General features: G+C 32.7%; 24 protein-coding genes. 7 read left to right on the plus strand and 17 right to left on the minus strand.

The window, feature by feature from the left end; genetic code table 11:
* Positions 1 to 19: 19 nt before the first annotated feature.
* The 5 genes from C1E58_RS02375 to C1E58_RS02395 all read right to left on the minus strand — a co-directional run bounded on the left by C1E58_RS02375 (position 20) and on the right by C1E58_RS02395 (position 5,825).
* Complete coding sequence (locus C1E58_RS02375) at positions 20 to 2,170, minus strand: peptidase domain-containing ABC transporter (RefSeq protein ID WP_024408879.1); 2,151 nt, start codon at positions 2,168 to 2,170, stop codon at positions 20 to 22.
* A gap of 5 nt (positions 2,171 to 2,175) precedes the next feature.
* Positions 2,176 to 5,076 carry a type 2 lanthipeptide synthetase LanM gene (lanM, locus tag C1E58_RS02380; RefSeq protein WP_024408878.1) on the minus strand — a complete coding sequence of 967 codons (2,901 nt, stop codon included), beginning with the start codon at positions 5,074 to 5,076 and terminating at the stop codon, positions 2,176 to 2,178.
* 26 nt (positions 5,077 to 5,102) lie between these two features.
* Positions 5,103 to 5,282, minus strand: coding sequence for a class II lanthipeptide, LchA2/BrtA2 family (locus tag C1E58_RS02385; RefSeq protein WP_024408877.1), 180 nt, complete (start codon positions 5,280 to 5,282; stop codon positions 5,103 to 5,105).
* A 17-nt stretch (positions 5,283 to 5,299) separates the two neighbouring features.
* Positions 5,300 to 5,479, minus strand: a complete 180-nt coding sequence (locus C1E58_RS02390) for a plantaricin C family lantibiotic (protein ID WP_024408876.1) — start codon at positions 5,477 to 5,479, stop codon at positions 5,300 to 5,302.
* Positions 5,480 to 5,645: 166 nt separating this feature from the next.
* Positions 5,646 to 5,825, minus strand: coding sequence for a PhrA family quorum-sensing system peptide (locus C1E58_RS02395; RefSeq protein WP_105209198.1), 180 nt, complete (start codon positions 5,823 to 5,825; stop codon positions 5,646 to 5,648).
* Positions 5,826 to 6,014: 189 nt separating this feature from the next.
* On the opposite strand from C1E58_RS02395, the gene C1E58_RS02400 reads away from it, so the two are divergent.
* The gene (locus C1E58_RS02400) at positions 6,015 to 6,878 is read left to right on the plus strand and encodes a helix-turn-helix domain-containing protein (RefSeq protein WP_024408874.1); all 864 of its coding nucleotides are present in this window, start codon (positions 6,015 to 6,017) and stop codon (positions 6,876 to 6,878) included.
* Positions 6,879 to 6,984: 106 nt separating this feature from the next.
* On the opposite strand, the gene C1E58_RS02405 is transcribed toward C1E58_RS02400, so the two are convergent.
* From C1E58_RS02405 to C1E58_RS02435, 6 genes are all read right to left on the minus strand, one after another.
* Entirely contained in the window at positions 6,985 to 8,859 is a 1,875-nt protein-coding gene (locus C1E58_RS02405; protein ID WP_105209199.1) for an SAG1250 family conjugative relaxase, read from the minus strand.
* Positions 8,846 to 9,211, minus strand: a complete 366-nt coding sequence (locus tag C1E58_RS02410) for a plasmid mobilization protein (protein WP_105209200.1) — start codon at positions 9,209 to 9,211, stop codon at positions 8,846 to 8,848. Before C1E58_RS02410 ends, C1E58_RS02405 begins: the two co-directional genes overlap by 14 nt.
* 2 nt (positions 9,212 to 9,213) lie before the next feature.
* A complete protein-coding gene (locus C1E58_RS02415) occupies positions 9,214 to 9,576 on the minus strand; it encodes an SAG1252 family conjugative relaxosome accessory protein (protein ID WP_105209201.1) in 363 nt (120 codons plus the stop codon).
* A gap of 354 nt (positions 9,577 to 9,930) precedes the next feature.
* Complete coding sequence (locus tag C1E58_RS12320; RefSeq protein ID WP_238142216.1) at positions 9,931 to 11,520, minus strand: hypothetical protein; 1,590 nt, start codon at positions 11,518 to 11,520, stop codon at positions 9,931 to 9,933.
* 1 nt (position 11,521) lies between these two features.
* The gene (locus C1E58_RS02430; protein ID WP_105209202.1) at positions 11,522 to 12,568 is read right to left on the minus strand and encodes an RNA helicase; all 1,047 of its coding nucleotides are present in this window, start codon (positions 12,566 to 12,568) and stop codon (positions 11,522 to 11,524) included.
* A complete protein-coding gene (locus C1E58_RS02435; RefSeq protein WP_105209203.1) occupies positions 12,550 to 14,139 on the minus strand; it encodes an ATP-dependent nuclease in 1,590 nt (529 codons plus the stop codon). Before C1E58_RS02435 ends, C1E58_RS02430 begins: the two co-directional genes overlap by 19 nt.
* A gap of 187 nt (positions 14,140 to 14,326) precedes the next feature.
* Between C1E58_RS02435 and C1E58_RS02440 the strand changes: the two genes are divergently transcribed.
* Genes C1E58_RS02440 through C1E58_RS12325 form a run of 6 tightly spaced genes read left to right on the plus strand, consistent with a single transcriptional unit; the run spans position 14,327 to position 17,415 of the window.
* On the plus strand, positions 14,327 to 15,019 hold the full coding sequence (locus C1E58_RS02440) for an XRE family transcriptional regulator (protein WP_105209204.1): 693 nt from the start codon (positions 14,327 to 14,329) through the stop codon (positions 15,017 to 15,019).
* A 2-nt stretch (positions 15,020 to 15,021) separates the two neighbouring features.
* Complete coding sequence (locus C1E58_RS12500) at positions 15,022 to 15,156, plus strand: hypothetical protein (RefSeq protein WP_014636986.1); 135 nt, start codon at positions 15,022 to 15,024, stop codon at positions 15,154 to 15,156.
* A 5-nt stretch (positions 15,157 to 15,161) separates the two neighbouring features.
* Positions 15,162 to 16,577, plus strand: coding sequence for a Y-family DNA polymerase (locus C1E58_RS02445; protein ID WP_105209205.1), 1,416 nt, complete (start codon positions 15,162 to 15,164; stop codon positions 16,575 to 16,577).
* A complete protein-coding gene (locus C1E58_RS02450; RefSeq protein ID WP_105209206.1) occupies positions 16,574 to 16,924 on the plus strand; it encodes a hypothetical protein in 351 nt (116 codons plus the stop codon). Before C1E58_RS02445 ends, C1E58_RS02450 begins: the two co-directional genes overlap by 4 nt.
* Positions 16,911 to 17,219, plus strand: coding sequence for a DUF5960 family protein (locus tag C1E58_RS02455; RefSeq protein WP_044761362.1), 309 nt, complete (start codon positions 16,911 to 16,913; stop codon positions 17,217 to 17,219). Before C1E58_RS02450 ends, C1E58_RS02455 begins: the two co-directional genes overlap by 14 nt.
* 58 nt (positions 17,220 to 17,277) lie before the next feature.
* Positions 17,278 to 17,415 (plus strand): transposase, encoded by a 138-nt coding sequence (locus tag C1E58_RS12325; protein WP_238142219.1) that lies wholly within the window; start codon positions 17,278 to 17,280, stop codon positions 17,413 to 17,415.
* A gap of 235 nt (positions 17,416 to 17,650) precedes the next feature.
* On the opposite strand, the gene C1E58_RS02465 is transcribed toward C1E58_RS12325, so the two are convergent.
* The 6 genes from C1E58_RS02465 to C1E58_RS02485 form a co-directional block, all read right to left on the minus strand.
* Positions 17,651 to 18,721 carry a hypothetical protein gene (locus C1E58_RS02465; RefSeq protein WP_105209207.1) on the minus strand — a complete coding sequence of 357 codons (1,071 nt, stop codon included), beginning with the start codon at positions 18,719 to 18,721 and terminating at the stop codon, positions 17,651 to 17,653.
* The gene (locus C1E58_RS02470) at positions 18,703 to 19,923 is read right to left on the minus strand and encodes a hypothetical protein (RefSeq protein WP_105209208.1); all 1,221 of its coding nucleotides are present in this window, start codon (positions 19,921 to 19,923) and stop codon (positions 18,703 to 18,705) included. Before C1E58_RS02470 ends, C1E58_RS02465 begins: the two co-directional genes overlap by 19 nt.
* Positions 19,924 to 20,083: 160 nt before the next feature.
* Complete coding sequence (locus tag C1E58_RS12060) at positions 20,084 to 20,248, minus strand: hypothetical protein (protein ID WP_161951255.1); 165 nt, start codon at positions 20,246 to 20,248, stop codon at positions 20,084 to 20,086.
* 197 nt (positions 20,249 to 20,445) lie between these two features.
* Positions 20,446 to 21,330 (minus strand): ABC transporter ATP-binding protein, encoded by an 885-nt coding sequence (locus tag C1E58_RS02475; protein WP_105209209.1) that lies wholly within the window; start codon positions 21,328 to 21,330, stop codon positions 20,446 to 20,448.
* A gap of 19 nt (positions 21,331 to 21,349) precedes the next feature.
* Entirely contained in the window at positions 21,350 to 21,712 is a 363-nt protein-coding gene (locus C1E58_RS02480) for a YlbF family regulator (protein ID WP_105209210.1), read from the minus strand.
* A gap of 6 nt (positions 21,713 to 21,718) precedes the next feature.
* Positions 21,719 to 24,664, minus strand: coding sequence for a thiopeptide-type bacteriocin biosynthesis protein (locus tag C1E58_RS02485; RefSeq protein ID WP_105209211.1), 2,946 nt, complete (start codon positions 24,662 to 24,664; stop codon positions 21,719 to 21,721).
* Positions 24,665 to 24,686 lie beyond the last annotated feature (22 nt).

Consider the following 24,686-nt stretch of genomic DNA (forward strand, 5'->3'; position numbering starts at 1 on the left):
TTCTAGTTATAGTAACAAGCTATAAGTTTGATAAACTGGAGGTAAATAAATGACTATAAATCCCATTTCTTTCCTTAATCATCTCATGATGCTCCCCTATTTGCACTATTCGTCCCTTATCAAGTACTACAATTTTATCCGCGTTTAACACTGTCTCCAATCTGTGAGCAATAAGAATTTTAGTACATTTTAATTTTGATAGTAATTCATAGACTTTTGCTTGAGTTATATTATCCAAAGACGAGGTAGCCTCATCCATAACTAAAACTTTGGGAGTTGAGAGTAAAGCTCTTGCAATATGTATACGTTGCCTCTGACCACCCGAAAGGTTGCCACCCATTTCTGATACAACCGTATCGTAGCCTAAAGGCATAGAATCTATAAAGTCTAAAAATCCTAATTCTCTACATGTTTCAATTAATCTATTTTTATCACTTAACTGCCCATAGTCAATATTTTCTATAATTTTTCTATTATGCAAATGTGCCTCTTGCGGAATGTAACTAATGGATTCTCTTAGAATATCTAAATTATAATTATCGTAGTTTTGTCCACCAAACATTATTTGTCCATTTGTTGGCTCAAATAGTGTACAAACTATTTTAGCTAATGTACTTTTCCCTGACCCTGATTTACCAACAAGTGCGATCGTTTCTCCATCTTTTATCTCTAAATTTATATTTTTTAGAGCCCAGGAACTATCTTTTGTATATTTAAAATTTATATCTTTTAGTATTATAGATCCATCACTTACTTTTAAAGGACTTTCTATTTTTTTTTCAATAGGATATTCAAAAATATCCTCAGATAGCTCAATATATTTCGAACTAACAAGAAAGTTAGAAAAGATATTAAACAGCGAAGATGTAAAATAAAATAGCGATGAAACTACTGTTTGTAAGGCAATCGCTTGTCCTAAACTCAAATGGCGCATTGATACTAACACTAGACTTACAAGTAGTATAAGTAGAGGAATTGTCGTTTGTAAGCTAGAAATAGTTGCTGCTACTACACCTTGTTGAAAAACTACTCGTTTTTTTACTAGGCTAAGATACTCAGAAAAGTTACTTTTCCAATCATCGAAATATTTTTCTGCATACCCTCCTAGCTTAATGCTGTTAATTGAAACTATTGCATCTAATTGAATGGATTGGTATTTACTGCCTGAATGAATTTCTTGATCAGAAAGATTTAATATTTTGAATTGTGTCTGGTATAAAAAATATAACATTATTAAAATAATTAGAGTTATTGTTAAACCAAGATAAACAGAGCAATAATATATATATATCAACAGAACTAAGCTACTTAGAAACTCAATAAAAAATTGCACCAGAGATGTCCCTAATATATCTTGTATTCTCAATAAAGAATTAAATCTATATGAAATCTCCCCCGGTGTCCTTACTGAAAAATATTTTGCTGGAATAGAGAGTATTCTTTTGAATCCTTCCTTCATCAAATGTAAACTAAATTTGTACATCAATTGAGAAGCAAAATATATCTTAAAATAGTTAGTCAAAAAATTCAAAAACAAAAATAGAATGATAAAAGAAAATAAGAATAAATGGCTATCTTCTTCAAAGCGTAGATTATCAATCAAAGCTTGTGTTATTAGCGGAACTGATAGGTTGATTAACATAACCGATATTAATACCAAAAAAATTTTGAAATAAATATGAAAAATTTCTTTTGGCCATAGATATCCCTTCTTTAGTAGCCGAAACTTTTCTTTTGATTTACTTTCAAATCTTTCTGATTTTTGCGGCAACAAAATATAATTAGAAAAATTATTCTTAAAATCTTCTATGGAAATTGTTAGTCTGCCAATTGAAGGATCCATGATAACGACTTTGTTTGATTTTAAACTAAATGACTCCAGACAAATAAAATGTGAATCTTTCCAAAATGCAATTAAAGGATAACTTAAACTCTCTAATGCTTTAATGTCGTGAATTTTATATATTTTAGAATCTATTCCAAAATTTGATAAAATGCTGGAAAGTTGCTTAAGACTTAAACCATCTCTTCCAGGTTCATTGATCTGTCTTAGTTCGATCAACGAGGTGTTATACCCAAATGCTTCTAGAATTGTCCTCACACAACACAACCCACATTCTGTATTTGATATCTGCATAGTTGGTCGTAATTTAATAGTCTTATCCTTCATACTAATCACCTCAAAACAAGTGGATTGAACTTGATTGATTTATTTTTTTGTTTAAATAAATATAGTAACGCTCCAGTGTTTCCTGTCAGCAATCCTTGACCTAATGCATATCTGGAGTCTGAACTTTTAAGATACTCAACAACTTGATTCGGACAAAAGAGAATATTGTATAGATAATTTAATATCGGTTCTACTTCAACATGAAATTCATCCTTAATGTATTCAAGAATTTCTACAACCCCAATCCCTCCATGACATAATGTAGGAATTACAGGAAGCTTATTTCTCTTTAGTTGTTCAATTATCTTAATTACAAAATCCTTTTCAATAACGTTAGATTTATATGCTTCGTAATAAGCTAAGAGAAGACCTGACAACCCATTACACCATGAGTTACTTATATTTGATTCGTTCTGAGAGTTATATACTAGTATTTCATTTTTATTATTCATAAATTTATTTAAAATAACTTCATGTACCTTTTTAATTAATGTTTCTATCCTCTCATCCTTATGCTTTCGATTTATAATTGAGAAAAACCAAATTAAGTTTCCTAATCCATGAGCCAGTCCAGAAGTAGTTTGCGCATCAATATTTAATATTTGCTCATACCCTTTGTCTATAATGACCGAGAGCAAGTTATTTGGTAACCTGTAGTCCGAGAGCATACTATAACGTAATACTATAGATCCAGAACCACCTGAAATAATATCAAAGAAATCGCCATCAATTATATCTTCCTCTGCGACAAACTTCCAAGAGATTTTTGAAACTCTCATCCACTCTTCATTCTGTGAAATTTCTCCTGCTTTATAAAGGGTCCAAAGCATTCCTGATATACCGGAATATGCTCCGCTTCCTATTTTTAAGAGGTTCCCCTTATCAAAGCTCTCTGAATTCAAAATATTAGAAATTTTTTCAAATATTTCTTTTGACAGATTATATGATTTTTGATCTTTAAAATATTTTCCATATAAAAGCAAAACTATTGCTATCCCAACTCTCCCACTATAAAGATCATATCCTAGTACTCCTGGAACCCATCCACTTCCTCTGCGAGAGATTGGACCAATCCAAGTCTCAGGTAAGTGAGCAAACCTATCAGTCAACGCACTATCAACTATATTTTCAATTATTTGAGACAAGTCATTTTCAAAAGGTCTATAAGTTCCAGTACTAGTATTTATGATATTTTCATCATCTAATACTTTTCCATCATGAGAATCAGCTAATCTAGATAAAAACGACAATTTTATTAGCCTTACTTGATTGAAAAGATCTTGATCGTTTAAATTTTGTAACTTATAAGAGAATTCGTCCATGGGTGAAGTAGTGAGCATTGCCACTCTTCCATTAGAATCCGCAATAACATTACTATCAAATTGAACATAAAGATATGGAATATCACCATTCCATATCTGTTTACTTTCTGATATTGGTAGTGATACGTCACTTGTTGAACTTAGAAGAGCTAAACGACTCACTAGCATGTGAGCCAAATCTATACGTTGAGAAGGCTCAGCAGCTGTTAATACTCTTAAGATCTGTTCATACCTGTAGGTCATATTATGCAAATATCGAATTTTCATATCTCTAAAACTATCCCGTACAAGCTTTTTGAAAACTTCTCTTTTTTCACTAATTTTTTGATATAACTCTGTAAATCCCTCAGTAACTTTTTTACACCGTTCAACAACAAAAATTTCAAATTTAATATCTTTTATCAACGAATCACTTGTATTATCTAATTCATCTGAATTCCATCGAATGTTTATGTTTGAGCTAAAACCATTTCTAACATATAAAGTTTTTACTGGACTTCTTGTATTTTCATCTCTAAAACCAGTAAAACCCACATCTGAATTTCCTTGGTTATCTAGCGAATACGGAAGAATACCCGTTCCACAAACTGATCTTGCTAGTTTACTATAAGCACTTTGGTCATCCTCAACTTTATCAACTTGCTTCTGTCTCAATGGTTGGAAAAGAGTTTCTAAATCTATCGGAACCGGTCCTTGTGAAGTCCAGAAGACATTTTCAAAATGCATATCAGAAGCGTTTAACATATACATCATGCACAACAATCTACCAGCATGAGTCATATCATAATTTTTTTCATCATCAACTCTTTCAATAAATTCAGTAAAACCATATGTATCAAAATCTAGAGCTCTTATACTCAATAGATTTGTTTTAAATAATTCATTAAATGTTACAACAAACTTCCGATAACATACTTCTCCCGACACAGATCTAGGTTTATAGATGATTTTTTCACCTGTATCGAACTCTATAATATTAACTGTTTGACCATTATTGTGAACATCACCCCCTGATTGAATAGAATAAATTTTCTCACTATTAGATAGGTTAAATCTCCTAAAGATATCCGTTCTGTGCTTCCTCAGTCGCTTTAACATTACACCTAATGATATCACTCTATTTTCTAACATATTATGGCATCTTGCCCAACCGACTGGATATTTTTCTCTAAATATTTCTAAATTACTCTCTACCAATTTGGAATTATATAGCGCATATATTTCCTGTTTATTGAGTTGTTCATTTTCACATTCTTTAATTTGTTCTGCAAAACATCTTATAAAATGAGAAAAGACCATCTGTGAAAGCTGTTCACAAATGGTCTTCCTAAACACATTGTAGTCTACAAAATCTGAATCAAATTCGCTTAGCCAATGTGTGTTCCAAATCCTGTCAACAACTGCATTACATAATTTTTGGTAAGGATAATTTTCTGAAATATCTGAGACAAGCATCTGATTACTATAGTAATCAGATTTTTTTAGTTTTAGATTGTTCCTATTGTATTCTAACAAAGGTTCAACAGAATTTTTGTAGTCTATTTCATCTACTTCAGGAAAGACTTGTTCTCGTGAATATTTCATACTTATTCTCAATCCAATTTAGTGCGTTAACAACGACTTGTGCAAGAAGTTGTTGGTAATACAACTACAGTAACTACAGTAACTTCAGCTATTTGTGGAGTAAACGGTGTCGCTATTGTGATTCCTGCACCGTTTACATCTTCTTCTGTTAATTCAAGCATATCTGCTTTGCTATATTTTCCTAATTGCAATGTATTGTCAATCATAACAGTTTCCTCCGATATTAATTACACCAAGCCATACATTCTACACTTATTGTACACCAACCGCCGTTATTACCAAGGTAATCACTTAAAGTAAAAGTGTTAGTAGAGCATGCACCAAAGACATCATCATTAAAATTTTGATCTTGAATTTCTTCAATCCAACTCACGTTATTATAAGAGTTAGCTTGTCTTACCATAAAAAACACTCCATTTCTCTGATTTGTTATCTATCTAGCAACTTCGCAATATTGTTAGCTATCTATGATGAATCTAAGAACATTTAAATCACTCCCTTTCCAAAAAAATTAAATATGACTATCAATAGAAATAATATATTGAACAGTATTTCTATCATTTAATCAACTAATCAGCCTTTCCTAAATCGAGTCCATCAGAATTACTATAAGACCGTGCACTAATTTCATATGGTTCGTTTAAATATTTTTTCTCAGCCGACGGCGCAAAAATAGCAACATTATTAAATGCAATCAATGTTAATACAAAAAACGTTAACAGTATATTAATTCCACGATTTTTCTTCATTGAACGGAATTCCTTTCTTTTTCTTATTTACACTTTACCATACATATCGCTTTGAGTCAACTATTTTTATTACAATATAAACTTTTTTTTTTTTTTATTCCTTTTAGACATTTTCGGTTTTAAAAACTTGCCATTTTGGACTAAAAGAAATATAATAAACTCAATAAGTAGAAAGGATTAATATTTTTCATGAATTTACTAGCCGAAAAATTTAGATTAAAGAGAAAAGAGTTGGGCCTTTCCCAACAAATCCTTGCAGAAGGAATTTGTGAACAAAGTCAGATTAGTAAAATTGAAAGAGGGCATTTCATTCCTTCCGCAGACCTTCTGTTCAAACTTTCTCAGCGACTCGAAGTCCCACTAGATTACTTCTTTAATGAAGAAATTGAAGTTAAGTCTAACCTATCAAACTTCAAACATCTATCCTCTCATCTACTGAATGACAGAAATTATGATGATTTAGAATATATTTATAAAATAGAGTTAGATCGCAATACTTTTCTTCCACTAGAAGACAGGATGTATCTTGAGTGGATTAAAGCTATTATTGACTTCTATCAATATGACCGCAAGCATGAGGCTATTTTATACTTGGAAAATATATTATTAAAAGTATCTTCAAATACTCTGATTTACTTAAAAATATTGAACACCCTATCTAATTTCTATTCCTTAGTTGGCCGTGAACAAGATTATGAAGCAAACTACTCTCGTTTAATGGAATTGTATCAGACAAAAGATTTAGAGCATCAGGAGTTTTTGTTTGGTTATATCAGAGTTCGTTATAACTACGCCCATTATTTAGTATCAAAGAAAAAATATAGCGAAGCTATCCAAGAATCTCTTGAGACGATTGAAGTCTGTAAAGAGAGACAAACAAGTTACCAACTAGCTCCTCTACTCACCCTCGTCGGAAATGCGGGAGCGCACTTTCTAGACAAAGAACAGGTCAAAATTTATTATATAGAAGCAAGAGAGTTATGCAAGATTTATAACAATCCTTTAATGCTGATGAAGATAGAGAATTATTTGAAGGAATTAGAGACTTTTTAATTTATCTTGATATTGGAGTTCTACTTAAATATGTTAAATAACCTGTAAGACTGATAGTTAGATTAGTACTATCAGTCTTATAATCTTTCCAGAGTACCTCAAACAACTAGATTAATTTAGTTTCCTGTTCTAAATTGGCGATATTTTGATGCCTTGTGTTATCAAGTATGTTGAAAAAATTCTCCAATCTCCTAACCTTATATTCGTAGTCGTCTATCCATTTTATTAGAGAATTTTGATTTTCTTCAATCTCTTTCTCCAGCTGCTCCAGTTTAATGGCTGGTGTCAGATTCATCTTGGCATAGTCATACCTGGCTAGCCGTCTGTTTTCTGAGTCGGAGTTGTTGAGATTAAGCAGAACCTCTGCTACCTTGTTAAGATGAGCGACCTTATCCTGCAAATCCGTGATGGTCAAATCCAGTTGGGCAATTTCTTTGATGAGTTCGTCTTTGACTTCCTGGTAAGATTGGTTGTCAAGGTCTAATTCAATAAGAAGATTGAGCTCTGCTATTTTCTCTTTAAGACTGGTCATATTCGGTCGTCTGCGTTTAGGGATATGCCTGCTATCGTGAGCGAGTTGACGGATTAACTCCCGTCCTCGCATATAGCGGTTGAAGTCAGAGTTCTCTTTATTGTAGATGAAAAACTGGGCGGTCTCTCGGATAAAGACATGATAAGACTTGCCCTGCTCGTTTTCATGAATATCCAAGTTGCGGTTTGGAATAAAGACCAAGCCGTCTTTTTTGATGCCGTAAGTCATCTTGATGAAGATACCGTCCTTGACCAGCTTGTCAATTTGATAATCTGCTAGGACCATTTCAAACTCTTGAATCTGGTCTCGTTTTTCCTTGAAATCCTGATAGGCTGCTAAGAGTTCCTCACTAGGGAGTTTGTCCTGCTCCTGTTCTTCTTGGTAGGTCTCAAAGTCTGAGACCAGGTTAGTCATGTCAAGGTCTAGCGTGGTCTCTCGCTTGTTAAAATATTCCTCAAAGAACTGGGCATCGTAGAGGTGTTTAGTGCTGACCTTTTTATTCTCGATTGAAATGGTTCGGCTCCTCTCTTTCAAGGTAAAGGTAACATGCTTTTTCTTCGGGGAGATTGTCAGGTTTAACTGCTCTGCCATTTCCAAAAGATGAGGGAAGTCATGTGCTCTAGGCAAGAGAAAATCCAGTCGCTGCTCAATGGCTCGTGTCGCAAACTGCTCTCTGAAATAATCCTCTGTGTAGGGCTGTCGCTTATCCAACTGATTGCCACGAATGACCTGTTTCATCTCTCGGTCAGTCATGAAAAATCTGGCGTGCTTGCGAGAGAAGTCCATCTCCACGTTGAGAGCGGTAGCCTTGGCTATAAAGTCCTCAAAGTTCTTGCTGTTCTCCATCAGAAAATATAGCCGCTGCTTGAGTTCAAACTTGTGATTGGTCTTGCGATAAGTTTCAAACTTCTCATGCGAATAGCGATTGGGCGGAATAATCTTTGCCCCTGACTCCTTGGCCAAGCGATCAGAAATCATGCGAAGATTCCTCTCCTGGGCATAGTCCCACTTGAGCTTCTTGTCAGAATTGAGGTCAATAGAATTTATCAGGATATGATTATGGATATGGTCCTTGTCTGTGTGTGTCGTGACGATGAAACGAAAGTTTCCCCCTGTTAATTCCTTGATGGTTTCGTAGCCAATGCGATTGATTTCCTCTGGTGTCAGCTTGTCTTCAGGAGAAAATGATTGAATCAAGTGGTGGGCATGGATTTTGGTCTGCTTGAGTTGCTGGCGGTCGTTTCTGGAATCATAGAGCCGATCATTGTTGGTCAAGTTTGCCTGATACATCTCCACCAATTCCTCATAGCTGGGAAAGTCCAAGTAATTGCTCATGCCAAAATCAGAGACCAGTTTCAGCTTCTTCGTCTTTTCTGGATTGAGAATATACTTGATGAGGCTCTTACGATACTTGGTGCTATGCACCGCAAAGTGTTTAGTGACGACCATAAAACTCCTTCAGCTGCTGACACTTTATGTTAAAGTCCTTCTCCACTTCCTTGATGAGTTGGCCAATGCCTTTCACCAAAAATCCACGGTCGCTTGGTGTTAAGATGTGAGTCTGGTTGACGGTCCGTGCGATTTGATTGAGGTTGTTTCCGATTCGTCTCAACTCAAATACCAAGTCGTCATAGTTACTGGTGTCAATGGTCAGAAAGATCATGTTGGGATTGAGCAGAACTTTTCTAGCATAAGCAGAGAAATTTTTACAGCCACTCTGACCGATACGGTTGTTCAGGGTTTCCAACTCCTGGTCTGTCAGAAAGACTTTTTTGAGGTTGGTACGGTAACGATTTTCCATATCTAACCTCCCATGTACTTGTCACGAAAATCTGGGCTAAATGGGATAGCCTTCTCCACTTCTGCCATCAGCTCCTGCACACAGGTTAGGATAATTCGCAAGTGCTCTGCTGTAACCTGATGGGTCTGTTCAGCCATGATAGTCACCTGTAAGATGTCTCGGCTGATTTGTTCAATCTTTTGAGACTGCCAGAGGGCAAACCAATCCGTTACTGCCTGCTTCCTCTCAACCAAGTCCATCAGCTTTTGACGGACAAAGGGGGAAAACTGGTCAGCGTGTTCCTGTTTCATCAGTCCCTGAATCAGCTCCAGTTCCTCTGGTGTCAGATTGATTTCCTTACGGATAATGCGGTAATGGTCTGTCATTGGTGATACTCCTTCTCTACTTGCCTCTATCGGGTCAGCCCCGATACCGTATGGGATACGGGTGCTTCCTAAAAGCCTTAAAAGGCTCTTTTTCGGCTTTTGCGAGCTCAGATATTGTGTCCACAATATCCCAAAAATCATATCGCCAGCTGACTAAAACTCTCCAGTTTTGACCGCTAACGATATGATAACTTGGTGGCTTCGCCCCCAAACCCCCAGTGGAAAAATCAAGGATTGATTTTGTTGGGAATGATATTAGGATAATAGAGATGATTTGGAAAAGGTATCACAAAATGAAAAATGAGGGTAAGAAAAAAGAGAGCCAAGGCTCTCAAAAATAACATACAAACAATATTATTTTGTAGTTATATTTGTAAATAATTGAGAAGACTTCAAAATATAATAGCTTATATTTTGGGAATCGTCTTTAAATACAAGAATACCTTGTTTATTGTATAATCCAACTACTTCAGAATTACTATCTATTATTTGCATGGAGACATTATCTACTTTGTAAATTTGCTTATTTAATAAAATTTCATTATTCTTAAATTCAATTTTTTTAGACTTATCAACACTGTTTATAATTCCATCTTTCACATCAGCAAAAACATATTCTCCTCTAAAATTATTAGTCATAAAATGGTTTGCTAGTGTTGATCCAACTATGGAGATAGTTAACAAAATAAGTGGGAATATAATGATGCTATAATCTGGTCTTTTCAATAATTTTAATCCAATTGACTTATTTTTTTGTGGCAATGTTTTGTAAATTTTAGAAGTAGATTTTACATAATAGGTATCATCAATAATCAAAATGTCCTCGGATACTATTTTAATATTTTTGGAATTACCAGACTTAGTTTTTATAATCCCTTTATCATAAGTATATACATTTTTTTCACTACTTTGAAATCTATTTTTAGTACAGCAATAATTATCTGACTCATCGAACTGCCATTTTTTATCTCTAAAAAATACCTTATTATATTGTCCATATAAGGCAACATTAAATTCATTTTTTAAAACTTTAATTATAATAAATTTCGATAACTTATCAACAATAACATCTTTAAACTCAAAGAATACAACCAATATAAATGAAACTACCAATACTTTAAAAACCGTAACTATCAAATTGAATTCTGATAAATATGATAGTTTTTGAATATTTTCATGTCTTTCAAATAAATAATTGTATAAGAAATTAAATTCATCATTATATATTAAAACTTCTGAAACAATAAGTGCAATATATAAGAATGGGATAAACAATAAAAACTGAAATCTTAATCGTGTTAATTTTTCTTTACTTACATTGTCATCATTAATATTCATAATCTTTATAAAATTCTTTGTTTGCAATAATTTTATATCCTCATTTAAAAATTGAGGTACTAAACTTGAAAGAATTATTGATGCAAATGTCCAACTGAGTAAGGCATTTTCTATTCCGATTAAAGAAAATATAAATAGAGGAATAGCAATATAACCAATAAGATATACAGGCGGTAACTGCGATAAATCAAATAAAATCTTTGATATAATAAAACACATTGCCCCAATTAATGGAAAACTATTAATTGAAAGACCCGTTCCAGGAATAATCAACTTCCAAAAAAAACTTTGTAATGAAACTTGAAAAAAAACTCCCATGGAAATATACTTAACACAAATGAATATTGAATGAAATAAATATCTCCAAAATTTAGTACTGGGTTCCCACTGCTCTGATACAGAAACAAAAGAATATTTCAAATCGCCACGATTTATTATATAGTATGTAGAAGAAATAATTATATACCCTACCATGATAATCCATTCCGTTAAATTTTGAGGAATGTTTTTAATAAACCAAAAAACAATTGGAATCTCTAAAAAAAGCGATAGATAAAATTGCCACATCATTGGTCTTTTAATAAATATATCTTTAACTATTTTCATGTTATCTCCTTTTTCGATAATTTTCTATATCAGATTGCTTTACAAAATATAAGCTTCTTCTCGTACGAGTACACGCAACATAAAATTTACTTCTGGTTTGTGAAGAGAGTTCATTCAAACGATTGGCTAAGAATAATTTATATGTTGTTGGATTTAACACTACACAAACATTTTCATATTCAGAGCCTTTACTGTCACCCCAGTTCTGGCTTTTACAATTATAATCATAGGATTTTTGATAAAAAAGTTTCATAATACTGTCATCTGTCATGATTGATTCTATTTTATCCTGTGAATCTATGAACAAAATTTTTGTAGTTTGATTTTCTTTTTTCTGCGATGAAATTTCAATATCTAAGCTTTCAACAATGAAGTCACAAACTATCATTGGACAACGATAACTTTTTGACAAACTTGACAAATCAATTTTAAATCCTGAATCAGAAATAACTTTTAACCAATTCTCAAAACTAGAATGAATACCTTTCCCCTTATTCCCTCTCCTTGAAGTTTTAAAAGTTTTTTGATAAAAATCTCCAAGTAATAGAACGTCTGCACTAAGTTTACTTAGGCTTAAAAGCCAATCAAAATCATCTGACTCAAAATCCTGACACTCATCTACATAAATACAATCAAAAAATTTATCAATTCTTTCTAAATATGAATTATCAAATGGGATTTTACTCCTATTATAAATTAACGTCCCCCTGATTAAAGACTTAGAAAGTTGATTCTGAATAACTCTACCCGCAGCATCAATAGAATTATTATCAAACTGTCCTTGAGTTTCATATTCAAAGTTTATTCCTTTTGGTCGTTTCCCTAAATATGGCACTAAGCAAAAACTATATAGAAACTCAAAGACACCAAAAATAAAAGTAGACTCAGGAATATAGCCCAATTTGTCAATCAGCTTTGCTCTAATTGTATTCTGGTTCGTTTCAGTGTATGTTATAATAAGATTTCTTTTTTGAGGGTCAATACTTTCAATTATTTTTGTTGTTTTGCCACTTCCAGCAACGGCATGAATCAATCTTTTATTATCCATTCAATCGCCTCTTTAATATAATTAGGTATAATAAATTTTTCGCTTATATTATCAGTTTCCAAGTATTCTAGTAATCTCAATGCAAATTCAGCCTTCTCCCTAAGCATATATCCTAATAAATCATTAGATTTGGTTAATCCTGAAGAATCTAGTAAATCTGAGTTACAATTATAAATGCATATTTCAAATGTTTGATTTTCATTATCTAGATCAGAATAAACTTTTATATTCTGGAATTGTTGATAAGAACTATACTTTGACTGTACATTCCTTGCATAATCACCATCATTATCTGTGATAACTGCTACATTTTTATCAGTAAAATTGGTTGCAATTTCTAAATACCTTTCAAAACTTAATCCATCTACTGAAATAATTGATACATTAAATTCTTCAGGCTTTTTTGAATGGAGTATTTCAAAAAACTTCTCTACTAGAATATACTCAGCATTCCCTTCAACTAGAATAATCTTCTTACCTAGAGAGAAGTTCAATAAATTTTGATTAGTAGATTTTTTGAAAAATCTTACAGTATCCTTTTTCAATCCTTCAAGTTTAGATATCTGACCATTATCTAAAAAATGAAGATTGTCTACACCTAATCTTGAAGCAATCATATTTGAATGTGTCCCAATAAAAACTTGAACACCTGTATTTGAACTTAACATTCTAACCAATTTCTGGAGGTTTTGGAAGCTCAAATGATTTTCAGGCTCCTCAATAAGCAGTATTTTAACCGTTTCCTTGAGATGACTGTACGCATTTTCGACTCCTAATAATACTTTTTCTCCCTGCCCTAAATTTTTTATATCTACACCATTTTTTACAGCTGATACTGAATTTCTAAATGAATTTTCTGATTCGTCAAAATGAAGTTGGAATTCTGAAGCATTCTCCTTCAACAATTCATCCTTCCTTAAAGCATTTAAAAAATTAAGTGAATTTATTCTATATTTATGATTAACTTTTGCTCTATTTTCAGCTGAGATATTATCTAAATATACCTCATGAATACGTTTTTGTATTTCTTGCTGTGTATCAATAAGACTTGTATTTATCATTGAATGTAGAAACTTATATGGTTTATTGTAAGAGGAATAGGTTTTCCCTGAAAATGTCAAAAATTCAACTCTATAGAACTCAAAAGGAAAGACTGTCCAATTACTATTATTTAAGACAGAAGTAATTTCAGCTATGTAATCTTGATTAGGTGTTATTTTTAATGAAAGTCCAAAAGCTTTGATTTTTTGAGAGTTATGCTTCCCTTCGATATTGAAGTTAGAGGAAATTTCAGCACTTGATTCATCGAAATATATTTCAACGAAGACCTCAGGGAGCTGATTGATATCCCTTGTACCCATAAATTCTATAATCGATTCTTGGTTAATGATATTAGACAAACTACTTCTTTCTATTTGACTGTGACTACCACTCAGAACCAATCCTATTGCGTATAGCAATGTCGACTTACCCGCACCATTCTCCCCAACAAAAATATTAACTTCAGAATTACAAGTAAAATCAACTTTCTGATAACGTTTAAAGTTTTGTATTATAATTCTTGATATCATACAGACTACCTGAACCTCTATATTTAGTTTGAAAAGTTATTTATTGTAATTATATCACATAAATCATTCTATTATTTTTAAATTGCAAATTCAGGATATGTTTTACATTACTTTCCTCTTGCATCTTAAATCTTTTATGATATAATTTTGTTAGTTTATAAAACAACAATAGCTTTCAGGAGGTAATATGTTTTCTGGTAAACGATTAAAAGAAAGACGAATAGCACTTGGCTATTCTCAATCTGCACTAGCAGATAAACTTCATATAAACCGTTCTTCTTATTTCAACTGGGAAAATGAAAAGACTAAACCAAACCAAAGCAATCTCAAACAACTGGCGATCCTATTAGATGTTCCTGAAACATATTTTGAGTCAGAATATAAAATAGTCAATACTTATCTACAGCTTTCTTTACAGAACCAGGAAAAAGTAGAGAAGTATGCTGAAGAATTACTTCAAGAACAAGGGACTCACAATAAAATTATTCCGCTATTTGCTGTGGAAGTCCTATCTGAGATCCAACTATCTGCTGGTCCTGGTGAAGGTCTATATGATGAATTTGAAACTGAGACTGTCTATTCGGAAGATGAATATACAGGATTCGATATAGCAACATGGATTTCTGGTAATTCTATGGAACCTGTTTATAAAGACGGTGAAGTCGCTTTAATCAGGTCAACTGGTTTTGATTACGATGGAGCTGTATATGCCTTGAATTGGAATGGATCGCTCTATATCAAGAAACTCTATCGTGAAGAAGATGGATTCCGAATGGTTTCCATCAATCCAGATGTTGCTGAGAAATTCATCTCATTTGAAGATGAAATCAGAATTGTTGGCAAGGTTGTAGGGCACTTCATGCCGGTGATTGGAGGTTAGTAATGTCAAAGTTTGTTAAAGAAATGATTTACCTCAAGGAAGACCGCATTATCTTATCTCTTGAAAAAAAAGAATACGACGTAACAGACCATCTGACAGAATTGGTCGATGAACTAGCAAAACTAAAAACAAGGTGAATAGTATGGGCTATATCGACTATTCAAAAGAACCACGTAGCGATATTGCTTTTGTTGATATGAAATCCTTCTACGCATCCATCGAATGTGTAGAGAGAGGACTTCACCCGCTCCATACTTCACTTTGTGTCATGAGTAGGGTTGACAACTCTTCTGGTCTAATTTTAGCCTCTTCTCCAATGTTCAAAAAAGTCTTTGGTAAAGGAAATGTCGGTAGAGCCTACGACCTCCCCTTTGATGTTCAGACAAGAAAATTTAACTACTACCGTGCTAAAATCTCAGGATTCCCAACGGATGCAAAGTTTGTTTCCTTCATAGAAAATTGGGCCAAGCGTACATTTATTGTGCCACCTAGAATGGACTTGTACATTCAAAAAAATCTTGAAATACAAAAAGTATTTCAAAATTATGCAGATCCAACAGATATTCTGCCCTATTCTATTGATGAGGGATTTATAGACTTAACTTCATCGCTAAATTATTTTGTTGAAGACAAATCTCTAAGTCGCAAAGATAAGTTAGATGTGGTTTCAGCAAAAATTCAACACGATATTTGGGAAAAAACAGGTGTCTATTCAACTGTTGGAATGAGTAATGCCAATCCACTTCTTGCCAAATTAGCACTTGATAACGAAGCTAAAACCACGGCTACCATGCGGGCCAATTGGTCCTATGAAGATGTTGAAACAAAGGTCTGGAACATTCCGAAAATGACTGACTTTTGGGGAATAGGTTCACGAACAGAAAAACGACTAAACAAATTAGGAATCTACAGCATCAAAGAATTGGCCAACTGTGACCCTACTATCTTGAAAAAAGAATTTGGTGTTATTGGAGTACAACATTGGTTTCATGCTAATGGTATCGATGAAAGTAATGTCCATGAACCTTTTCGCCCTAAAGCAGTCGGGATTGGGAATTCGCAAGTGCTCCATAAAGATTACACTCGTCAAAGTGATATAGAGCTTGTCCTGCGTGAAATGGCAGAGCAGGTTGCTATTCGATTGCGTAGGAGACACAAAAAAGCAACCGTAGTCGCCATAACTGTGGGATATTCAAATTTTGAAAGCAAGAAATCCATCAATGTTCAGAGAAAAATTAACCCCAATAATCGTACGCTTGTTTTTCAAGATGAAGTTGTTTCTCTCTTTCGTTCTAAGTACGATGGAGGGGCAGTTAGAAGCATTGCTATAAGGTACGATGGATTAGTGGATGAAAACTTTGCTGTGATTTCACTTTTTGATAATTTTGAAGAAATCGAAAAAGAGGAAAAATTGGAGACAACCATTGATTCAATTCGTGATCGATTTGGATTTCTTGCTGTACAGAAAGCTAGTTCTTTATTAGAAAGTTCAAGGGCAATTGCTCGCAGTAAACTTGTCGGCGGTCATTCCGCTGGCGGACTGGAGGGATTAAAATGATTGACCGTAGCTATCTACCATTCCAAGTAGCTAGAGAATACCAAGATAGAAAAATGGCAAAATGGATGGGATTTTTCTTGTCAGAGCATACTTCAGGTTTAGAACAAGAACGCAATCGTATTGATTATTCAAGTGAGTTAAGTTTAGCAGATAAACTACTGCTACTCAATCAACTATATAGCCACCAATTAACTGGTATTCTGACAGTTCCTGGTAGGACTTATGTAGGGAAAGTAAAGAACTTGACTTTTCAATCGATTTCATTTGAAACAAAAGAAGGCTACATCAGTATTCAAATCTCTGATATTCTTACAATAGATCTGGAGGTAGAGTATGAATCAGCTTGAGTTTAATAAAAATCAATTACAAATGGATTATTTTAGTGATAGCTACCGAAAGTTTGAAGAGGATTTCTATCGCTACTCTGCCCTAGATACTCCACTTACTTTCTTAACAGATGATATTATGCTTGCTATGGCAAAATCTCAAAAGCCCTATTTTAAGCTAAATAAGGAAAATTCGAAAGACCATCGTGACCATTATTTTATGTTCAATGTGGAACCTTCACGAGATAATAATCTAGTTAGGCTGTATTGTTACGATTCAACGATGACACATATTTCAAAAAACAGGCCAAAATAATTGGTCTGTTATTTGTTATTATTGCTCTCTCGCCTACCTTGTTAAAAGTCGATTCAATCTGAATCCCTTTTCAGGTCAGGTCTATCTCTTCTGCGGAGGTCGAAAAGACCGATTCAAAGCTCTTTCTGGGATGGACAAGGATTTAGTTTGCTTTATAAACGCTTTGGAAAAGAAAATTGACCCGGTCAAGCAATGAAGAGGAGGTAAAGACCCTGACTTCCGAGCAAGTAGACTGGTTCTTGATAGGATTTTCGATCATTCCAAAAATAAATGTTTCAAAAATAAATGTTTCAAAAAGTTGTGAGGCTGGGAAAAACTAGCTTCTCGCGTAAAAAACAAGCAGTTCCAATTCGGAGTTGCTCGTTTTCCATCCCATGCTTTATAGTAAATAAGTGTAACCACCCAAAAATATATTAACATATATAATAAATCTATCTTACAATCTTTTGCTTAGTGATTTTACCTAGCATTAAAATAAAGATTGAAACGATTAAAACTCCTAAACTAAGCCATAAGTTCCCATTTGATTGTAAAATCGGAATAGGGAAAAGATGTGCAAATGGAAGCCAAAATTGCCTACTCACAACTGATACGCCAGCGAGAAGGTAAATAAATAATGTGGTTATAGTTGAATCTCTCACTAAGGATATCAAATAGCTTTGAACAAAAAACATAAAAATACTCGCAACGATGAAGAAAGTTAATAATGATAAAAGCAAATCATTCATAGAATAAACAACATATTCTTGATCTACATTCAAAAACATGGGATACGTAAACAGATTTGATTTCACAATTAGGAGAGAATATAAGGCAGTAAATATCACAATAAAAATAGTTGGTAGCAAATAAAAGAGTTGAACAGTATAGAGTAGTTCAGTCCTGACCTCTCCCAAAATATTAATAGGTATAATTTCAAACAGAGATTGATGAGAAAGCTTCCTGTTGAAGTATGAACCTGTTAATAAACAAAACAGAATTAGTCCTCCACCACAACCCAAAAATAAAATGATTCTTGCTAAAAAAGGACCCTGAGTTTTGTAAACAACATAATCTTTCTTGTAATCAACCAGATAACGTAAAATCTTGACTTCATTTTGAACATAGGATTTATCTATCAAATATGGCTGATAGTCTGCTGGCAAAATCCCCTCTAAGTCCTCCAATAATTCTATCCTCTCTTCATAAATGGGCAATAAATCATCAGTAGCCTCATTCATAATGTAAATCGTATTTTCCTTGCCCAAATTCATTAACAGTTCATATATTTGGTCTTTTATCTTTTCTTTCTCCCCATCATCCAAGGTTGAATCATCTTTATAAATAAGGGATAGATAATCCAATGTTTCATACTGTTGATCAAGAATTTCTTTCGGAGCTGGATTCGGATACAAAAGGGAATAGCTGACAAAAAGTAAAAATAGGGTTCCTATGGAAAAAAAGAGTTTGATAATATAATGCTTGGAGCATAGGTACTTCCAATCTATCTTCGTAATGCCCATACAAACCTCCTATTCTGAGACCACCTATCTCTCAAAATCATAAACAAACAAGTTAGGATTAAAAAGAATAGACTACTTACTATCAAGACCACAACCCCTTTTTCAAATGTGAAGCTACCATATTTGAAAAATTGCTCTTTCAAACCGTGAAGAACTGGTCCAAAACTAATATAGCTGGTTGGTAAACTATCTGAAAATATCGGATTAACCTGTAAAAAACGTAAAATTGGCTCTAGAAAAAGTACAAAAACACCAATTAAGAAAGACAAAGGCTTGCTTGAAAATAGGAAATTGGTCAAACTTAATAAAGTAGTTAAGAAGAAATTAATAAGCAAGAAAAATAATCCAGCTTTTCCATAAAACTCCAACTGGGAAATCATCAATTCTTCTTCTCCATTGAATATTAAAATATTCAAAGACAAATCTCCTAAGCCAAATTTGAAAGCAACACCGAATAAAATAATTCCCAAAATCATTAGCTCAAATCCAGTTATAATAATCCAATAACTTAAGACTTTATCCAATAAATACTTATATGGACTTATGGGCTTAATTTCCAAAAGACTTTTATGCTTTTTATCGTCTAAGAAAATTGGACTCGCAAATAATAAGGTGATTACAAAGAACAGAGGGACGTAAAAAATACCAGGAGTTGAATAGTCTAACCAAGAAAATAAAACGTCTGTTGAAGTCGTTCTAGTGACTTCAGAATCTGTAATGTCACGTGAAAGTTCTAAAAGCTGCTGAGAGTGGAAAACATTTTGCTTTTCAGAACGCCACAGTAATAATTCCTCATTCCTGCTATCTTGAGCTACATAACGATTAAAAATGTCTGAGTAATAAGTATAGAACTTTTCTCTTATCAAGAGACCTGTTATCATATAGGTTGTATATTCATTTAGATACGACCTATAATTCCCATGTTTAAGATAATCTAAACTTAAGTTAAATGCATCAACTCCTTGATTTTCAAGGACTGCTCGCTCATCAAATTTATCAATGTTAGCATCATTCCATTTTTTGACATAATTTACATCTTGAGCCTGTGCCTCTAAATCTACCAATAGTTGATTTGATCTTTCAGATAAATTTGTATGAATGGATAATATGAGAAGAGGTAACAAAAATAGTAGGCCTAAAGCCTGGATTCTCACTAAGCGATTATTAAGAATGAGTAATAGCTGACTTTTAAGTGTCCGCATAAAAATCCTCCTTTCTTTACCTATCTAAACTGTCAAATTGCTCAAACTATTAAAAAATACCTGCGATAAATTAAATTCAGGTATTTTGATTTAAAATAAATAAATGAGTGATTACACTAAGGATAGTGACTAATACAAAATTATAAAATGAAATATTTTACTAAATTTCTTCCGTTTTAACGGCTGTAGGACAAATCATTGTTTTTAAAGTACAACCAGTTCGGGTGTGCCTAGTTGGACGATATGAGGCACTTTCTACCACATTATCGGTTGATTTACCTGCTAAATTAACATTGCTTACATTAAGATTAAATAATTTTTCCATAGAGTTCTACTCCTATTAATTTCAGATTGAAAAGTATAATCACCCACACTTGATTATACCATTTACTAAATGAGCAATCAAACAAAAAGATAACGTTTTCACAAAACAACATCCAAAATTCACCAAATAACCCAAATTTAACAGCCCCTTACTCTATATAATTAAATTTGATTGTAAATTTGGAATAAATTCATTAATTAGTTGTAAAGTTCTTTATAGAGTTGATAACTTCCCTTTTTGCCAACCCTTATTTCTTGTAAGTCTGTTAAATGTCCTGAAACCCAAGCCAATAGATTGACTAATTTCTCTTCAGACTCCCCAATTTCTACCAAAATTTGCCTATTTTCCCTGTAGACATTTATACCGTCACCATATTCAGCAACGAAATCCCTCATGAGGCTGTTTGAATGAAAGGTAAGTAACATGGTTTCCAAATCTTGATTTTGAGGCTGATAAATAATCGGGAAACGACAGTCCTTAATAAAGTATATTTTATCTGCAATGCTGTCCAAATTATCCAGTAAGTGTGAAGCGATAATCATAGTCCTGCCTTGCTTCTTCAACTCTATTAAAATATCTGAAATTAACTGAACATTATCAGGATCTAAGCCATTCATTACCTCATCCAAGAGCATAAAGTTAGCTTGGGTAACAAGTACCAGGGCAAAACAAAGTCGCTGACGCATCCCCAATGAGTAGGTGCCAACCTTTTTTTTTATATACCCTTCCATATGCAAGAGACCTACCACTGTTTCTACATAAGTAGAAGCAATACCCCACATAGCCGCATAATAGTCCAAATGTTGTAAACCAGATAACTCATCATATAAGTCTGCCTGATCAGGCATTTTGACAATCTGTTGACGCATATACTGGGTGTCTTTTGAATAGCTTTTTCCATTGCAAGTTACTTGCGTACCCCCTGACTGAATATGACCGGAAATAATTCGCACTAATGTCGATTTTCCTGTCCCATTAGGTGCAATTAAACCAATAATTTGTGAAGGATTCAACTCCAGATGAATATCCTCTAAGATAGTTCTCTCTCCATAAGAAAATTGGGCAATCTTTACTTCCAACATCTATTTCCTCCTCATATTATTATTCTTGATTGTCACCATATACAGTTGTAAACTCTTCTTTGATGCAATTTCTTATTGCTTTATCTAAATGTTCAATGAAATCTACCATTTGATTATCATATTCTAGAAACTTAGTCAGTATATTATCTTGTGATAAATTTTCTGCAGCTTCATTATAGATTCTATACTCCTCTTCTGAAACAAATTTATTAAATTGTTCCCGCCTTCTAATATCAATCCCCATTCTTCGATAATCATCTAGAAGTTGTTTTGACTTTAAGTCATTTTTCACGGCTTCAAGAGTTAGTGTATAATTAGCCATTAAATCTGAACTTTTAAAAGTCCTTAGTACTTCATATATTGCATCTTTCCATAATTCCATTTCAATTTAACTTCCTTTCTTTTCTGTTTTCAAGATTCTAGTAATAATCCCTAGTGTTATTTTATACAACTCTTCCTCCGAGAAATCACACAAATCACCTATACGATTGATAAACATATGTACAATTGATAGACAAAACTCATCTTTTGTAGTTGTCTTTAAATCCATTTTTGAGATTTTTTCTAATGCAATAATATATTGTCTAGTTTCAATTTTCAATTCTTTACATTGGATTTGTACACTTTTCACATCAAAATCTTTAATATCACTATTCTTAATTTTAGATGATAAACTCTCATTGTAGCGTATTTTAGGTACATTTCGATTTAAAATATCTCTTAGAGTATACAAGTCTGTGTAAAAACACCTAAAAATTATAAAAATAAACTTAATTATAATATCATTAATAGCCTCTGAATGATTAGCTAATTTAGTAATAATATCCAAAATCAGCAATGATTCTTTATGGAAATAATCATGGACATAGGGTATGCACGTTTTTCCACCATACCGGTTGAGTTCTGGGATATAATTATCTACAACATATCCACTTATGATTCCACTTCCAATATATCCAAGCTCTGTGAATTTATCAACAATTTCCTTAATAACTCGATATTTTTGCTGTCTCAAATTCAAAACTCTGATTCTTAAATGAAAGTCAGGATCTCTGTATTTTATAAAAAACATTGGATAGTCTGGATACTTTTCACTAACTAAAGGAAGTAGCTCCTTAATAATTTTGTTTGCATGTATTTCTCTTGTATATATTTTAATATAGATAGAATCGTTGTAGGCAAAATCATCTAATAATTCTTTTTCAAACTCTTGTTGTTTACACAAACGACTATATTTCTGTTCAAAACTGACTGGAAACACATACTCAATATACTTATCCTGAGAATTAAGATTATTTATAGGTGCTGGAAATTCTTCCAACAGTAGTTTTCTATCTTTTTTTAATTGCTTATATATGCATCTAAGATGTGAATGATTTTTTAGGCAATAAAATTGTATATCCCCAAAAACATTAACCCCAACAACATCAGGAACTCGATGCTCTATTTTCCACAATTTAAATTCTTCAATAAATTTATTAAAATTATTGAAAATACCTTCTGAAAAATAATTTATCAATAATTTATATCTTCCTCTAGCAAAAACTACATTTTGGTATGTAATCCTCGGTATCTTAACCCTATTACTAGTATGCAAAGCGAATAATGATTGTCGAGTAGTGTCATTCTGTAAACTAACTAAGTATAAAAATTTTTCAATTCTTGTAAAATCTATTTCTAAATTAACCATATTTTCTAAATAGGGTACAATTTTTTTATTATAGCTTTTTGATTTGATATACAAACTATCACCATCAAATCCAACTACAATATCAGATAGTTCTATTGATTTTTCAACATTAATTGCAGAACATCGAATAGAGAACTCATGCATCTTTTTACTACTAAACAAATTGTTCTTCTTTAAATTTTGTCTACTCCACGTAATAATTTCTGAATCTAGATATCCATCACCCAATTGTCTTTTTTTATAATCTTTATCTATCATTGAATCTTTTGGAAATAAATAAGCAAACCTCCCCATCAAACTGCTTAGTTTACAACCACTTAAATAATTATTAACAACTACATATTCAAGATTTTCACCTATAGCATCTAAAACAAGACAATAGTCTGTATTCTCTTGCAGTTGCTCCTTTGAATCAACTTTTCTTATTTCAGAAAGTAAATCCTCATCAATTTCAAGTATCTCACTATCACCAGAAGAAAGGCTTAGTTTTCTCTCAATCCATCTGTCAAGTACTGCTAACTTACGCTTAGTAATCTGATCAAGCTCTAAATCAAAGTCTAATTTCAATCTACTCAAACTTGATTCTGAATATAAAAATTCAATTAACGGAACCTCGTCATTGATGTTATACCTATCATAGAAGTAATTGGTGATATTTTCTAACATTTTCTCATATGAACATTTTTGAATAAAAGTTCTATAAACCTTTTCAATTTCTTGTATTTTATCCTTTATTTCCTCCTTCAACACAATTTTAGTGGTATTTAAAGAATCGACATGAAATAACTCTTCCTTAAAATTTGGTGTTACCTGCATCATCAAATTAGAAACATAATTCCTATCTACATGTATCCGACTTAATTCCTTATCAATTTCTAGAAGAATTGTAATAATAGGCAGGGAGGAATCATAATTGTCGCAAAGATATTCTAGCGTTTTTTTAAATGCCAGATTGTAAGGGAATGTAGGTCTCAGGTTTGTGTATACAATTTTATTCAAATTTATTTCTTTGACAAACTGCCTTATGACTTGTTCAGATGAATTAAATTTATTTTGCAACAATGTTATGACTTCACATACTTTCATTGTTCCCTCATTTAAGAGATCTAATATATATTTTAAAGGTGGAACAATTTCAATTGCACGACTATTAAGATTCCCATCTGTATCTAATACTAAGACAAAATCACCCTCTATTAATATCATCGGACTAATCGAAAGTTCTAAATTTTGAAAAATTTCATCGTCATCTTCAAGAACAGAAACCAAGTATTCAAACCATTCCATGCTAACATTATAAATATAGAATTTATTAGATAAAGGTTTATTCTTATTTTCAGTATATGAAGATCTAAACTCTCCTTCTCCAACACTCGAAAATAAGCCAAACGGAGTCGGCCTTAATACTGAACGAGATGCAAAATTAAAAATTGACTCTGTTATCCGAATTCTCTTTTTATCTTTTTTACCATAATAATTCTCAACCTCTACTAGTAAGGTTGGAGCTACGTAAGAAATAGCATTATATAGAGCCCTATCAGTAAGTAACTCTAATACTTCTTCCTCCTCTTTAATTGCAATATTTTCAAAAAAGAAATTAACCGGTAAAAGGGGCTCTCTGACAAAAAATGCATTATCAATCATGTAGAGTAATCTCCTAAATATA

It is taken from the genome of Streptococcus suis (assembly GCF_002964575.1).
GTDB lineage: Bacteria > Bacillota > Bacilli > Lactobacillales > Streptococcaceae > Streptococcus > Streptococcus suis_R.